This window comes from Streptomyces sp. NPDC026673 (assembly GCF_040638135.1).
Lineage (GTDB): Bacteria > Actinomycetota > Actinomycetes > Streptomycetales > Streptomycetaceae > Actinacidiphila.
Window position 1 is genome coordinate 79,503 of sequence record NZ_JBEZXR010000020.1, and the last position, 14,437, is coordinate 93,939.

The 14,437-nt window shown below is 73.0% G+C and carries 14 protein-coding genes, 1 tRNA gene and 1 pseudogene; 7 read left to right on the forward strand and 9 right to left on the reverse strand.

Annotated features, from left to right (window positions below; all coding sequences use genetic code 11):
- Window positions 1–47: 47 nt before the first annotated feature.
- A pseudogene (locus AB0F62_RS16565) lies at window positions 48–260 on the forward strand (site-specific integrase); the annotation flags it as partial.
- Between the two features lie 99 nt (window positions 261–359).
- Here AB0F62_RS16565 and AB0F62_RS16570 read toward each other — a convergent pair.
- Together AB0F62_RS16570 and AB0F62_RS16575 are read right to left on the reverse strand one after the other, a co-directional pair.
- Window positions 360–434: transfer RNA gene (locus AB0F62_RS16570), tRNA-Cys, on the reverse strand.
- A 91-nt stretch (window positions 435–525) separates the two neighbouring features.
- Window positions 526–1,386, reverse strand: a complete 861-nt coding sequence (locus tag AB0F62_RS16575) for an alpha/beta hydrolase (RefSeq protein ID WP_361798423.1) — start codon at window positions 1,384–1,386, stop codon at window positions 526–528.
- 146 nt (window positions 1,387–1,532) lie between these two features.
- Between AB0F62_RS16575 and AB0F62_RS16580 the strand changes: the two genes are divergently transcribed.
- The 6 genes from AB0F62_RS16580 (at window position 1,533) to AB0F62_RS16605 (ending at window position 8,139) form a co-directional block, all read left to right on the forward strand.
- Window positions 1,533–2,894, forward strand: coding sequence for an MFS transporter (locus AB0F62_RS16580; protein WP_361798545.1), 1,362 nt, complete (start codon window positions 1,533–1,535; stop codon window positions 2,892–2,894).
- 31 nt (window positions 2,895–2,925) lie between these two features.
- Window positions 2,926–3,126 carry a CopG family transcriptional regulator gene (locus tag AB0F62_RS16585; protein ID WP_361798426.1) on the forward strand — a complete coding sequence of 67 codons (201 nt, stop codon included), beginning with the start codon at window positions 2,926–2,928 and terminating at the stop codon, window positions 3,124–3,126.
- A gap of 7 nt (window positions 3,127–3,133) precedes the next feature.
- Window positions 3,134–3,526: a type II toxin-antitoxin system death-on-curing family toxin gene (locus tag AB0F62_RS16590; RefSeq protein ID WP_361798429.1), complete on the forward strand. Its 393-nt coding sequence runs from the start codon at window positions 3,134–3,136 to the stop codon at window positions 3,524–3,526.
- 946 nt (window positions 3,527–4,472) lie between these two features.
- On the forward strand, window positions 4,473–6,275 hold the full coding sequence (locus tag AB0F62_RS16595) for a DEAD/DEAH box helicase (protein WP_361798432.1): 1,803 nt from the start codon (window positions 4,473–4,475) through the stop codon (window positions 6,273–6,275).
- A gap of 328 nt (window positions 6,276–6,603) precedes the next feature.
- On the forward strand, window positions 6,604–7,269 hold the full coding sequence (locus AB0F62_RS16600) for a helix-turn-helix domain-containing protein (RefSeq protein ID WP_361798435.1): 666 nt from the start codon (window positions 6,604–6,606) through the stop codon (window positions 7,267–7,269).
- Between the two features lie 81 nt (window positions 7,270–7,350).
- A complete protein-coding gene (locus tag AB0F62_RS16605; RefSeq protein ID WP_361798438.1) occupies window positions 7,351–8,139 on the forward strand; it encodes a S16 family serine protease in 789 nt (262 codons plus the stop codon).
- Here AB0F62_RS16605 and AB0F62_RS16610 read toward each other — a convergent pair.
- The 7 genes from AB0F62_RS16610 to AB0F62_RS16640 form a co-directional block, all read right to left on the reverse strand.
- Window positions 8,136–9,425, reverse strand: a complete 1,290-nt coding sequence (locus AB0F62_RS16610) for an MFS transporter (protein ID WP_361798441.1) — start codon at window positions 9,423–9,425, stop codon at window positions 8,136–8,138. The two genes, AB0F62_RS16605 and AB0F62_RS16610, sit on opposite strands and share 4 nt — an antisense overlap.
- A 28-nt stretch (window positions 9,426–9,453) precedes the next feature.
- A complete protein-coding gene (locus AB0F62_RS16615; RefSeq protein WP_361798444.1) occupies window positions 9,454–10,062 on the reverse strand; it encodes a helix-turn-helix domain-containing protein in 609 nt (202 codons plus the stop codon).
- A 67-nt stretch (window positions 10,063–10,129) separates the two neighbouring features.
- Window positions 10,130–11,104 carry a glycine betaine ABC transporter substrate-binding protein gene (locus AB0F62_RS16620; protein ID WP_361798447.1) on the reverse strand — a complete coding sequence of 325 codons (975 nt, stop codon included), beginning with the start codon at window positions 11,102–11,104 and terminating at the stop codon, window positions 10,130–10,132.
- On the reverse strand, window positions 11,101–11,982 hold the full coding sequence (locus AB0F62_RS16625) for an ABC transporter permease (RefSeq protein WP_361798450.1): 882 nt from the start codon (window positions 11,980–11,982) through the stop codon (window positions 11,101–11,103). The genes AB0F62_RS16620 and AB0F62_RS16625 overlap by 4 nt, the downstream gene beginning before the upstream one ends.
- On the reverse strand, window positions 11,979–13,220 hold the full coding sequence (locus AB0F62_RS16630) for an ATP-binding cassette domain-containing protein (RefSeq protein ID WP_361798453.1): 1,242 nt from the start codon (window positions 13,218–13,220) through the stop codon (window positions 11,979–11,981). Before AB0F62_RS16630 ends, AB0F62_RS16625 begins: the two co-directional genes overlap by 4 nt.
- A complete protein-coding gene (locus tag AB0F62_RS16635) occupies window positions 13,213–13,860 on the reverse strand; it encodes an ABC transporter permease (protein WP_361798456.1) in 648 nt (215 codons plus the stop codon). Before AB0F62_RS16635 ends, AB0F62_RS16630 begins: the two co-directional genes overlap by 8 nt.
- 26 nt (window positions 13,861–13,886) lie before the next feature.
- Entirely contained in the window at window positions 13,887–14,363 is a 477-nt protein-coding gene (locus AB0F62_RS16640) for an Lrp/AsnC family transcriptional regulator (protein ID WP_361798459.1), read from the reverse strand.
- Window positions 14,364–14,437: the final 74 nt, after the last annotated feature.

The following is a 14,437-nucleotide window of genomic DNA, read 5'->3' on the forward strand; positions in this document are numbered from 1 at the left end:
GCGGCACGGCGGTTGAGCAGCAGGGCAGACGGCGTCGTCAGGTGCCCGACGCCCGCCACACGGCCGCCACGGTCCCGCTCATTCTCGGGGTACCCGAGCGCGCTGTCATGGGCCTCGTGGGATGGTCGACAACCGCCACGGCCGCCCGCTGTCAGCACATGGTCGACGCGGTGCGGACCGAGGTGGCGAAACAGGTCGGCGGTCTGATCCGGAAGCCGGAAACGGACGGGCCGGATGACGGCGACGACGGCGCCGCCGGCGTGCTCGTGCCGGTCAACCGAGACGGGAACTTGAGACGGACCGGCAGATGGGGCGCACCTCTTCCGAGGGGCGCCCCATTCTTCTTCCCGGTCAAGGGGTGGAGGCCGTGGCGGGAATCGAACCCACGTAACTCGATTTGCAGTCGAGCCCCTGAACCACTCGGGCACACGGCCTTGCGTCGTTGACGTACCCCGACCATAGACGCGGCCCCCGGGAGCGGGTCAACGCTTCCCGGGGGCCCGCAACAGGACTGCCATACGCCGTTCACGAACCATCGGGGGAGGAGAGGAACTCCTCCACCACCGGACGGAACAGATCGGGTTCGTCGACCCAGGGGAAGTGCCCGACGGCGTGCAGCGGGCGCAGGACGGCGTGCGGGAAGGAGGCCGCGACGACCTCGCCCGCGCGCATGCCGGTGACCGCGTCGCGGTCGCCGGTGAGGACCAGGACCGGGCAGGTCACCTCGCGCAGCCGGGCCAGCACGGCCAGCCGGGCGGGCTCGTCGAGGCCCTGCCAGAAGCCGGCGCGCGGTACCGGGTGCAACTGGCCGCCCTCCGCGGCGGCGTGGGCGCGCTGGGGCTCGTCCCAGCGGCCGTACGCCATCGGCGCGACCTCGAGCAGCAGCGTCCTGACCCGGTCGAGGTCGTCGGCGCTCTCGAGTTCCGCGAGGGCGGCGACCGCCTGCGGCCACCAGGGTTCGCCGACGCGGCTCTCGAAGATCTCGCGGGCGTCGTCGGGCAGTTCGCCCTGCAGCCGGGAGCCGGGGGTGACCAGCACGAGGTGGGTGAGGCGTTCCGGGTAGGCGGCGGCGTACGCCTGCGCGGTCGCGGCGGCGGCGTCGTGCGCGAGCAGCGCGAAGCGCTCCAGGCCCAGGTGCCCGCGGAGCGCCTCCAGGTCCTGGGCCAGGCGCGGGAAGGAGTAGGCGAGCGGGTCCGCGGCCGGCGGGCTGCCGCCGGTGCCCCGGCTGTCCGGGACGACCAGGCGCCGGCCGCGGTCCAGGCCGCCCAGGTCCCCCAGGTAGGCGGCGTCCCGTCCCGGCCCGCCGGCGAGGGCGAGCAGCACCGGCCCCTCGCCCTGGTCCCGGTAGGCGATCTCGGTTCCGTCGTACGACGTGTAGTGCGGCATGGCCTACGCCTTCCCGGCCAGGGCCCGCTCTCTCCCGGTCCTAGGCCGAAAGGCCGACCAGGGTGCCAGGGGCAAGGCATCGATTGACCCCTTACCCTGTCGTGGTGACCACCGCAGACATCGAGCCGGTATCCGGCAATTCAGGCATGGCGCTCGCCGGATCGGACACCGACACCGTGCTGGGCAGCCGTTATCGCGCGCTGACCCTCGCGATGGTCTCCGTCGTCCTGCTCATCGCCTTCGAGGCCACCGCCGTCGGCACCGCCATGCCGGTCGCCGCGCGCGAGCTGGACGGGCTGCCGCTGTACGCCTTCGCCTTCTCCGGCTACTTCACCACCTCCCTGTTCGCGATGGTCGTCAGCGGTCAGTGGAGCGACCGCAGCGGTCCGCTGGCACCGCTCGTCAGCGGCATCGCCGCCTTCGCGGCCGGCCTGGTCGTCTCCGGCACCGCGCAGTCCATGTGGCCGTTCGTGCTGGGCCGCGCCGTGCAGGGCATCGGCGGCGGGCTCGTCATCGTCGCCCTGTACGTCGTCGTCGGCCTCGCCTACCCGGAGCGGCTGCGCCCCGCGGTGATGGCGGCCTTCGCCGCGTCCTGGGTGCTGCCCTCGGTCGTCGGGCCGCTCGTGGCCGGCACGGTCACCGAGCAGTTCGGCTGGCGCTGGGTCTTCCTCGCCATCCCCGTGCTCGTCGTACTCCCGCTGCTGATGGGCATGCCCGCGCTGCGCCGTACGTCCCTCCAGCGCCCCCCGGACGACCGCAGGGCCCCCGACGGCCGCCGGCTGCGCCTGGCGCTCGCCGTCTCGGCCGGCGCCGGGCTGCTCCAGTACGCCGGGCAGGACCTGCGGCCGCTGTCCCTGGTCTTCGCGGCGGCCGGTGCCGCGCTCGTCGTCCCGGCCGCGCTGCGGCTGCTGCCCCGGGGCACCTTCCGCGCGGCCCGCGGCCTGCCCTCCGTGGTGCTGCTGCGCGGCGTGGCCTCCGGCACGTTCCTCGGCGCGGAGAGCTTCGTCCCGCTGATGCTCGTCACGCAGCGCCACATGTCGCCGACCCTCGCCGGGCTCTCCCTGGCCAGCGGCGGCATCACCTGGGGCATCGGCTCCTGGATCCAGGGCCGGCCCCGCCTCGAGCCCCACCGCGAACGCCTCGTCGTCCTCGGCATGTTCCTGATGGCCGCCGCGATCGCCGGCGCCGCCCTGCCGCTCCTCGACGCCGCCCCCGCCTGGAGCGCGGCCGCCGCCTGGGCCGTGGGCGGCCTCGGCGCGGGCCTGGTCATCTCCTCCCTGAGCGTCATCCTCTTCAAGCTCTCGCCCCCCTCCGAGGCCGGCGCCAACTCCGCCGCGCTCCAGGTCTCCGACGCCCTGTCCAGCGTCGTCCTGGTCGCCGCCGCGGGCACCGTCTTCGCCGCCCTCGGCGGGGCGACCGGAGCCTTCGCGGCCGTCCTCCTCCCCATGGCCGCCATCTCCCTCGCGGGCGTGGGCGCCGCGGCCCGGCTCCGCCCGAAAACCGGGTGAGGAGCGTGCGCCGGGGGGTTACCGTCCCGGTGTGAAAGAGCTGACCGTCGTCTTCACCGACACCGAGTGGGAGTCCCTGAGCGACCTCGCCGACGCGCACGGCGTGCCGGTCGCGGAGTTCGTGCGCACGGCGGTGCGGGCGTACGAGGCGGCCGAGGCCGCGCGCGTCCGGGCCGTCGGCGAGACGTACGCCGCCGACCACGCGGATCTGCTGCGCAGGCTGGGGGAGTGACGTGACCGTGCGCCATCTCACATTCGCCGAGGTCGCCGATCTCGCCCGCCTCGCGTGCGGTGGCGAGCCGCCCGCGGTGCGCGATCCCGGGCTGCTCGCGTCGGCGGTGCACCGGCCGCGGGCGCGGATGTTCGGCGTCGAGGCGTACGGGGACGACGTCTTCGCCGGCGCGGGGGCGCTGCTGCACGCGATCGCGGCGAACCACCCCCTGGTCGACGGGAACAAGCGGACCGCGTGGCTTGCGGCGGTGGTGTTCCTCGCCCTCAACGGGGTCGACCTGCGGTCGGCGGACCAGGACGCGGCGTATGAGCTGGTCGTGGGGGTCGCCTCCGGCGTGGTTTCCGACCCGGGGGCGATTGGCGCTGCGCTGGCCGCGTTGGCCGCAGGGTGCGGCCCGTAGCGCGCGGGGTGCGGTTTGCTGGTGCCCGGTTGTCGTGTGCGGGTGCGTTGTGGTTGCTGTTGGGGGTTTCCCCGCCCGCCCTCCCGATTGCCCGGCGCGGTCAGGCACCGCCTCGCGCGTGTGTGGGTGGGCCGGGTGCGGGGCCTCCGGGGCTGGCCATTCTGGACGCATATTTACGTGCGTGGCGGGCACCTGCTCTCCTTGCCCCGGGTGCCGCACACAAATACGCCCAGTGTCCAGAACGCCCACCCCTCCGACCCCGCCCCCTCCCTCTCGTAGCGCGCCTGATCCCCGGAGGGGGGTAAGTAGGCGGTCCGGGGGTGCCGCAAGCACCCACCTCACCCCCACTGGGTCAGGCACCCCGGGGGCACCGCCCAGCGATAACTGGGGGATGCAGGCGGTGAGGAGCCGGTCCGGTGTCGCCGTCAGTGCCCAACCGAAGCCCACCGGGTCAGGCGCCCCACGGGGCAGCCCTCAGCGGTAGCTGGGGGACGCAGGGGTGAGGAAGCGGTTCGGGGTCGCCGCGAGTGCCTTGCTGACCCCCCCCACCGGCCGTCGTGCGCCCACACGACCGGAGGGGGTGTGGCGGGGTGCTCCCGTGGGGGTCCCCCCGGCCGAAGGCTGGGGGAGACGAGCGGCGGACCCGGCGCCGAATGACGTTGGCGTAAACCGCGAGCGTTGGTGGGGGTACCCCCGGCCGGAGGCTGGGGGAGTGCGCCGGCGCGGCACCGACCCCAGGCACACGGTGCGCGGCCCGCACCGACCGCGCCGGGTGCTCGGGAGGGCGGGCGGGGAAACCCCCCGCATCAACCACAACGCACCCGCAGGCGAACCCCCGTGTGACCCCCGTCGCACAAGCCGTGAACCCGGCCCGTCCCTCCCCGGACCCCCCGTCCCGCGCCAGTAGGCTGTGACGGTTGTCGTACCCGACCCGCCGCCGGAGACCGTGACTACCACCGCCCCGCACACCGCAAGCACCCCGCACCACCTGTCGCCCGCCTTCCCCGGCCGCGCCCCCTGGGGCACCGCCGGCAAGCTGCGGGCCTGGCAGCAGGGCGCGCTCGACCGCTACATCGCCGCGCAGCCGCGCGACTTCCTGGCCGTCGCGACCCCGGGTGCCGGCAAGACGACGTTCGCGCTCACGCTGGCCTCGTACCTGCTCCACAACCACCTCGTGCAGCAGATCACCGTCGTGGCCCCCACCGAGCACCTGAAGAAGCAGTGGGCGGAGGCCGCGGCCCGGATAGGCATCAAGCTGGACCCGGAGTACAGCGCGGGCCCGGTCGGCAAGGAGTACCACGGGGTCGCGGTGACCTACGCGGGTGTCGGTGTGCGCCCGATGCTGCACCGCAACCGCTGCGAGCAGCGCAAGACGCTGGTGATCCTGGACGAGATCCACCACGCGGGCGACAGCCGGTCCTGGGGTGAGGCGTGCCTGGAGGCGTTCGAGCCGGCGACGCGGCGCCTGGCGCTGACCGGGACGCCGTTCCGGTCGGACACCAACCCCATTCCCTTCGTGACGTACGAGGAGGGCAACGACGGCATCCGCCGGTCCTCCGCCGACTACACGTACGGCTACGGCAACGCCCTCGCCGACGGCGTCGTGCGGCCTGTGATCTTCCTCTCCTACAGCGGCAACATGCGGTGGCGGACGAAGGCCGGCGACGAGATCTCCGCGCGGCTCGGCGAGCCGATGACCAGGGACGCGATCGGCCAGGCCTGGCGGACCGCGCTCGCGCCGACCGGTGAGTGGATCCCGAACGTGCTGCGCGCCGCGGACAAGCGGCTGACGGAGGTCCGCAAGTCCATCCCGGACGCCGGCGCCCTCGTCATCGCCACCGACCAGGACTCGGCCCGCTCGTACGCCAAGCTGATCCGGGAGATCACCGGGCACAAGGCGACGGTCGTGCTGTCGGACGACACCGGCGCCTCCTCCCGCATCGAGGAGTTCAGCGGGAGCGACGACCGCTGGATGGTCGCGGTCCGCATGGTGTCGGAGGGCGTGGACGTACCGCGGCTGGCCGTCGGGGTCTACGCGACCACCATCTCCACTCCGCTGTTCTTCGCGCAGGCGGTCGGCCGCTTCGTGCGGTCCCGCCGCCGCGGTGAGACGGCCTCGGTCTTCCTCCCGACCATCCCCATGCTGCTGGGCTTCGCCAACGAGATGGAGGTGGAGCGCGACCACGCCCTCGACAAGCCCAAGAAGGAGGGCGAGGAGGACCCGTACGCGGAGTCCGAGAAGGAGCTCGCGGAGGCCGAGAAGCAGCAGGACGAGGACACCGGGGAGCAGGACATGCTGCCCTTCGAGGCGCTGGAGTCCGACGCCGTCTTCGACCGTGTGCTCTACGACGGGGCCGAGTTCGGCATGCAGGCGCATCCGGGCAGCGAGGAGGAGCAGGACTACCTGGGCATTCCGGGCCTTCTCGAGCCCGACCAGGTGCAGTTGCTGCTGCAGAGGCGTCAGGCCCGGCAGATCGCGCACAGCAGGAAGAGGCCGGACGACGAGGCGGACCTGCTGGAACTGCCCGCCGAGCGGCGCCCGATCGTGACGCACAAGGAGCTGCTGGAGCTGCGCAAGAAGCTCAACACGATGGTCGCCGCGTACAACCACCAGAGCGGGAAGCCGCACGGCGTCATCCACAACGAGTTGCGCCGGGTGTGCGGCGGTCCGCCGAGCGCGGAGGCGACGGCGGGGCAGCTCAACGAGCGCATCAAGAAGATCCAGGAGTGGGCCACCCGGATGCGCTGAGCGGCGGCGGAGCCGTCATCCGGGGTGCTCGGGAGCGGGTGTGACGGTTCGTCAGCGCGAGTGTGAATCTTGCGGCGTGAGTGGTTGTTCGGCGGAAGATTTGCGCCCGTCGGGCCCGCTACCTCATTCGCGTGACCGGATTGTGGACGAAGTCTTCCGCTGAGCGGTACGCATCGCTACCGTTCCGGTCACGCAACGCGCCGTGGCAGAGCAGCCTCGGGGCGCCAGCCGGTACCGCCAGACCGGTGGCCTCTCCGCGCTCTGCCGCGGGACCGGCAGTGCTCCCGCCGTGAGAGATGAGCCGCCACTCACACGAGAAGGGGGCGTCGTGACCGCGGAGACCTCTCAGACGCTCGATCGGGGCCTGCGGGTCCTGAAGCTGTTGGCCGACACCGACCACGGACTGACCGTCACCGAACTGGCGGCGAAGCTGGGCGTCAACCGCACGGTGGTCTACCGCCTCCTGGCCACGCTGGAGCAGCACTCCCTGGTCCGCCGCGATCTCGGCGGCCGCGCCCGGGTCGGTCTTGGTGTCCTGCGCCTGGCGCACCAGGTGCATCCGCTGCTGCGCGAGGCCGCGCTCCCCGCCCTGCGCTCCCTCGCCGAGGACATCGGCGCCACCGCCCACCTGACGTTGGTCGACGGCAGCGAGGCACTCGCCGTGGCCGTCGTCGAACCCAGCTGGACCGACTACCACGTCGCCTACCGCACCGGTTTCCGGCACTCCCTGGACCGCGGCGCCGCCGGCCGGGCGATCCTCGCCGGACGCAGCGTGCAGCCGTACGAGCCGGATCCGCGGTGCGCCGAGGGCCCCGGCTACGTCCTCACCCACGGCGAGCTGGAGGCCGGGGCGAGCGGTGCCGCGGCCCCGCTGGTGGGCGTGCCCGGCATCGAGGGCAGCGTCGGCGTGGTGATGCTCGCCGACGCGATACCCGAACGGGTGGGTCCCCGGGTCGTCGAGGCCGCGATGGAGGTCGCCGACGCCCTGCGTTAGACGGCGGTCCGGTCCCGTCCCGGCGGGGGCGGCCCCGGGGCCCGGCACGTCCCCCGCGCCACCGTGAACTACATTCACCCCATGCCTTTCGCCTCCGCCCGGAACCGGACCCTCGTCGTCTGCGCCGCCCTCGTGGCCGCGCTGCTGGCGGTGGCCCTGTTCGCGCCTCTGCCGATCTCGATCGTCGTGCCCGGACTGACGGCCGACGTCCTCGGCAAGGACCAGGGCAAGCAGGTGATCACGATCACCGGTACCGAGACCCGCGACACCTCGGGCCAGCTGCGGATGACGACCATCGCGGCGACCAACCCCGACGCCGTCGTCCGCTTCGGCGACGTCCTCAAGGCGTGGTTCGCCACCGACGAGGCCGTCATGCCGCGCGACGCGGTCTACCCGACCGGCGGCACCGTCAAGGAGATCGAGAAGCACAACCGGGCGGAGATGACCGAGTCGCAGCAGGACGCCACCGCCGCGGCCCTGCGGCAGCTGGGCCTGTCCTCCTCGGACGTCGAGGTGACGCTCCACCTGGCGGACGTCGGCGGGCCCAGCGCGGGCCTGATGTTCAGCCTGGGCATCATCGACAAGATCGACGGCAACGGCCGGGGCGGCGACCTCACCGGCGGCCGCAGGATCGCCGGTACGGGGACGATCACCGCCGGCGGCAAGGTCGGCCCGGTGGGCGGCGTCCCGCTCAAGGAGCAGGCCGCCCGGCGCGACGGCGCGACCGTCTTCCTCGTCCCCAAGGCCGAGTGCTCCGACGCCAAGGCCGAACTCCCCAAGGGGCTGCGCCTGGTGCCGGTCACCACGCTCGACGGCGCGATCGACGCCCTGGACGCCCTCGACCGCGGGGGCAAGGTCCCCAGCTGCTAGGCCGGCCGCTCCGCGTCCATGCGCCGCCAGGAGGGGAAGACCAGCGGGCACAGCGTCGCCAGCAGGTACGCCCCGCCCGTCAGGAGCAGCGCGCCGGCCAGTCCGACGCCGTCCACCAGGTAGCCCGCGGCCAGCCCGCCCATCGGGGTGGTGAGCAGCACCCCGGCCCCCAGGGTGCCCAGCACGCGGGTGCGCAGCTCGTCCGGGACGTTCTCGAAGGTCACCGTCGACAGGATCGGGTTGAGGGCCCCCGCCGCGATACCGCCCGCCACCATGGTGACGGCCAGGGCTCCCCACCCGGGCAGCCACGCGGCGACCACGAACCGGGGCGCCCCGCAGAGCAGGAAGCACAGCGTGTAGACCGGCCACCGCGGCATACGGTGGCCCACCGCGCCGTACAGCAGCGCCCCGGCGAGGGCACCCGCCCCGAAGAGGCCGGACAGCAGGCCGAGCTGGACGGCGCCCCCGAGCTCTCTTTCGGCGTGCACGGGCAGCAACACCGAACTCCAGCCCGCGTCCAGGCCGTTGGTGACCATGACCATCAGGGTGATGGCGAGCAGCAGCCGGCTGCGGATCAGGAAGGCGTAGCCCTCGCGCAGTTCGGCCCGGTAGGTGCGCAGGGAGACCGGCGCCGCGTCCTTCGCCGGTTCGGCACCCGCCAGCCCGCGGACGCCGAAGGCGATCAGGGCCGCGGAGACGCCGAAGGTGGCGGCGTCCACCAGGAGGACCGTCTCCGCGCCCAGGACGGCGATGAGCACCCCGCCGAGCGAGGCGCCCAGCATCCGGGCCCCGCGTGAGGCGCCGTCGAAGTAGCCCGCGGCGCGTCCCAGCGGGGTTCCGGCGCGCTCGGCCAGTACGGGCAGCAGCACCTCGCGCGCGGTCTCGCCGGGGGCGTGGAAGAGCCCGCAGACGGCCATGAGGGCGCACAGCTGCCAGAAGCGCAGCACGCCCGCGAAGTGGAGCAGCGGGACGGCCGCGACGGCGACCGCGCACACCGTGTCCGAGAGCACCGACGACCTGCGCCGCCCGAAGCGGTCGATGACCGGCCCGCCGACGAGCGCGGAGACCACGACCGGCAGTGTCGCGCAGAAGGCCGCCAGGCCCGCGCGGGCGGCGCTGCCGGTGGTCTGCAGCACGAACCAGGGGACGGCGAGCACGGTGAGCGAATTGCCGCTGATGGAGACGACGTTGGCGGCCAGGACCAGGCGCAGTGGCCTGGGGTCGCCGGCCCGGCCGGGCCCCGCGGCCCGCCGGGTGCCGTCGGATATGCCGGTTCCGGTGTCCATGTGCGTTCCCCCGTGGTGGTCGGTGCGGTCAGTCCGCGGCGCGCGGAAAGGCGTGCAGATGGACCCGGACGAGTGCGGCGTCGTCGCCTTCGTCGGGTTGTCCGGTGTCCGCGTCGCGGTAGCTCTCCACCACGGCGTGCAGCTCGGCCCGCAGGGCGCGGGCCCGCCCGGGCGTGAGCCGCAGGGCGAAGTCGCTGAGGTCGAAGGCCTCGCGCCATTGCGGCGACCAGCCGTCCAGAGAGTCGAGCCAGGCCTGAAGCTCCGCGGCGTGGGTCGCGGCGACCTCCCGGCCGAGCAGGCCGATGGCGGCGCGCACATCGGGGTCGGCGTGGGCCAGGAAACCCGCGGCGTTGAAGCGGGTGCCGCTGTGCGCGGCCTTCCACCAGCGCTCGCGGGCGGTGCCGCGCCCCGGGTCCTCCTCCACGAACCCGTACGCCGCCAGCTGCCGCAGGTGGTAGCTGGTAGCGCCGCTGGACTCGCCGAGCCGGGCCGCCAGGCCCGAGGCGGTGGCCGGCCCGTACTCGCGCAGCGCGGCGAGCAGGCGGATGCGCAGGGGGTGGGCGAGGCCGCGCAGGGTCCGCGGGTCGAGGCTGATGACGCCGGGGCCGGGCGCGCCGGTGGCGGGTTCGTCGGGCACGGGTTCACCGTAGAGCGTGCAAAGACTTCTTTGCAATGCTTTCTTTGCACCTATCGCGCGACGCCGCTCAGCCCGCCGTGACGAAGCCCTCCTCGACCAGCCACTCCTTGGCGACCTCGTGCGGGTCCTCGCCCTCCACGTCGACCTTCGCGTTGAGCTCCCGGCCGACGTCGGTGGTCAGCTTCGCCGACAGCGGGTCGAGCAGGCCGCGGATGGCCGGCCAGCGTTCCAGCACCTCGCTGTTGACGACGGGCGCGGCGTCGTAGTTGGGGAAGAAGTGCTTGTCGTCCTCCATGACCTGCAGATCGAGGGAGGCGATCCGGCCGTCGGTCGTGTAGACCTCGCCGAGCAGGCAGGAACCCGGCTTGGCGATCTGGGTGTAGATGATCCCGGTGTCCATCTTGCGGATGGCGGAGGAGGGCAGGTCCATCCCGTACGCCTTCTCCATGCCGGGCAGGCCGTCGTCCCGCGAGGCGAACTCGTTCTCCACGCAGAGGGTGACGGCCGCGGGGTCCCTCCTCGACAGGGCGGCGACGTCGGACAGGGTCCGCAGCCCGTAGGGGCGGTTCTTCTCCCGGCTGACGGCGAGCGCGTAGGTGTTGTCCAGGGTGGACGGCCGCAGCCAGGTGATGCCGTTGCGCAGATCGGCGTCGCGGACGGCCCGCCACTGCTCCACCGGGTCGGTGATGGGCTCGTCGTTGCCCAGATAGGTGATCCAGGCGGTGCCCGTGTACTCGTACATGGCGTCCGCGGCACCGGACTTGATCGCCTCCCGGGCCCCGATGGAGCCCTGGATGTTCGTGCGGTCCAGCACCTCGGCGCCCGCCGCCTTGAAGATCAGGCCGATCATCGAGCCCAGGATGATCTGCTCGCTGAAGCTCTTGGACGTGACCGTGAGCGAGGCGCCCTTGAGCGGCAGGCCCTTCCCCAGGGTTCCGGGGCGCACGTCGTCGACGAGGGGGCTGCCGCTCTTGAGCCCGCAGCCCGGGGCGCAGGCGAGGAGCAGCAGGAGGCCCGCGGCGAGCGCGCGGCGGCGGGTCATCCCGTCTCCAGGCCGTGCGGGCGCAGCAGTTGCTCGGCCAGCGACGCCAGCCAGTCCACCAGCAGCGCCAGTACGACGGTCAGCACCGAACCGAGCACCAGCACCGGCATGCGCTGGGTGACGATCCCGGTGGTGATGATGTCGCCGAGACCGCCGCCGCCGACGAAGGTGGCGAGCGTGGCGGTGCCCACGTTGAGCACCAGCGCGGTCCGCACGCCCGCCAGGATCAGCGGTACGGCCAGCGGCAGCTCGATCCGGGACAGCGTTCCGGCCGCCGACATCCCGATGCCCCGCGAGGCCTCGATCAGGGTGGGGTCGATGGCCCGCAGCCCCGCCATGGTGTTGGACAGCACCGGCAGCACCGCGTACACCACCATGCCGATCAGCGCCGTGCGCGGTCCGATGCCCAGCCAGATCACCAGCAGCGCGAGCATTCCGATGGCGGGCGTCGCCTGCCCGATGTTGGCGATCGCCGTGACCACCGGCGCGGCCGGCCGCAGCCGCCGCCGGGTCAACGCGACACCGAGCGGGACGGCGATGACGAGCACCCAGAAGGTGGAGATCGCGGTCAGCCTGACGTGCTGCCACAGCCGCACCCGGACGGTGTCGCCGACCAGCGCGTTCTCGGCGATCGAGTCGAGCGTGATGCCGGTGATCCACAGATGTGTGGCGAGCAGGACGAGAGCGAGCGCGACGGGTGTGACCAGCAGCTTCGGCCAGGTCAGCCGTCGCGGCGGTCCGGCGGCGGGCGGGGCCGGTTCGTCGCCGGGGCCCTCGCCGGCCGCCGGATCGTCCGGGCCCGCCGTGCCGCGCCCGGCCCCGGGAGCCGTGGCGGGGCCTCCCGGTCCGCCGGGCGGACCGCCGGCGGCGGGCGTCACGCCCGGGCCCCCGGCTCGTGGTCGGAGGCCTCCTGTTCGGCCCGGGTCTGCGGGGCGCGCAGCTCCTCCAGCTCATGGCGGTGCTCCAGGGCCGCGAGGCGGTCCTCCTCCAGCAGTTCGTGGACGGAGTTGAGCAGCGTCTCCATGTCCACCACGCCGGTGAACTCCCCGCGGCGGCCGGTCACCGCGACCCGTCCGCTGCTGTCGGTGAGCACCGCCTCCAGGGCGTCGCGCAGGGTCGCGTCCCTGGTCACGGTGGATCCGACCAGCGTCCCCGCGCGGGCGAGCGAGCCCCTGGAGCGCATCAGGTCGCCGCGCCGCAGCCACTTGTAGGGGCGGCCCTTGTGGTCGAGCAGCAGCAGTTCGCCGGTGGCGGTCGCCCCGCGCAGCCGGTCGAAGATCGCCTGCAGCGGGTCGTCGAGGCGTACCGTCGGGAAGTCGGCGACGCCCACGTCCCGCACCCGGGTCAGGTTGAGCCGCTTCAGCGCGGCCCCGGCGCCGACGAACCCGGAGACGAAGTCGTCGGCCGGATTGGTCAGGATCGCCTCGGGGGTGTCGAACTGGGCGATGTGCGAGCGCTCCCGCAGCACCGCGATGCGGTCGCCGAGCTTGATGGCCTCGTCGAAGTCGTGGGTGACGAACACGATCGTCTTGTGCAGTTCGCGCTGCAGCCTGATCAGCTCGTCCTGGAGGTGGTCACGGGTGATCGGGTCGACGGCGCCGAAGGGCTCGTCCATCAGCAGCACCGGGGGATCGGCCGCCAGCGCCCGGGCCACCCCGACCCGCTGCTGCTGACCGCCCGACAGCTGACGCGGATAGCGGCCCCGGAACTCACGCGGGTCGAGCCCGACCAGGTCCAGCATCTCCTCGACGCGGTCCCGGACCCGTGCCCTGGGCCAGCCCGCCATCCGGGGGACGAGGGCGACGTTCTCCGCCACCGTCATGTGCGGGAACAGCCCGGAGGACTGGATCGCGTAGCCGATCCTGCGGCGCAGCCGCACCGGGTCCATGTGGGTGACGTCCTCGCCGCCGATGCGGATGCGGCCCGAGGTCGGCTCGATCAGCCGGTTGATCATCTTCAGCGTGGTGGACTTCCCGCACCCGGAGGGGCCGACGAAGATCACCGTCTCGCCGGCCCCGATCTCCATGCTCACGCCGTCCACCGCCGGCTCCACGCTGCCCGGGTAGCACTTGGTCAGCTGCTCCAGCTCGATGGCCGCGCCCGATGCCTCAGCCACGGATGCCCCGCGGAATGGTGAGCCGTCCGAGCAGTACGTAACAGGCGTCGAAGAGCAGCGCGAGGACGACGATGCCGATCGTCCCGGCCAGCACCTGGTTGAGCGCGTTGGCGCCGCCCAGGGAGGCGATCCCGCGGAAGATCTCGTTGCCGAGCCCCGGACCGGAGGCGTACGCGGCGATCGCGGCGATGCCCATCAGCATCTGCGTCGCGACCCGGATGCCGGTCAGGATCGGCGGCCACGCCAGCGGCAGTTCGACCCGCGCCAGCGCAGCCGCCCGCGACATGCCGATGCCGCGGGCCGCGTCGACCAGCGCCGGGTCGACCCCGCGCAGTCCCACGATCGCGTTGCGGACCACCGGCAGCAGCCCGTACAGCGTCAGCGCCGTCACGGTCGGGGGGACGCCGAGCCCCAGCCATGGGATGAGCAGGCCGATCAGGGCCAGGGAGGGGATGGTGAGGATCGTGGCGGTGGAGGTGACGGCCAGGGCCGCGGCCCAGTCGCGCCGGTAGGCGAGCACCCCGATCGCGACTCCGATGGCGGTCGCCAGCACCGTGCACTGGAAGACCAGGCTGGCCTGCTGGTAGGTGTCGATCATCAGCTGCTCGCGACGGCTGGCGAGGTACTCCCAGAAGCTCATCCGGCATCACCCCTGCCGTCCCTCGCCTAGGTGTCCGCGTCCTGTGCCGCCTGCTCGACCAGCGGGATGATCCGCAGCGGGACCGGGTTCTCCATGACGATCGCCGTGGAGGCCCGCACAATGCCATCAAAGCCCACAACCCGGTCGATCACACGTTGGAGATCGGCGTTCGAGCGGGCCACCAGCCGGCAGAGCATGTCCCCGTGCCCGGTCGTGGTGTGCAGCTCCAGCACCTCCGGAACGGTCGCCAAATGCGCCCGCACGTCCGGGCCTTGCCCCTGCTTGATCTCCAGCGTCGCGAACGCCGTCACGGGGTAGCCCAGCGCGGCCGGGTCCACCTGCGGTCCGAACCCGCGGATCACCCCATTGGCCTGAAGCCGGTCCAGTCGTGCCTGCACGGTCCCGCGCGCCACTCCCAGGCGGCGCGAGGCCTCCAGCACGCCGATCCGCGGTTCGTCGGCGAGCAGCTTGATCAGCCGTCCGTCCAGCCGGTCGATCCCCATGGGGCCCCGTCTCTCCTGTGGCGGTGGTCACCCTGCACAGAATGCCGCCCGATATGGGCGATGCGCTGTACAAG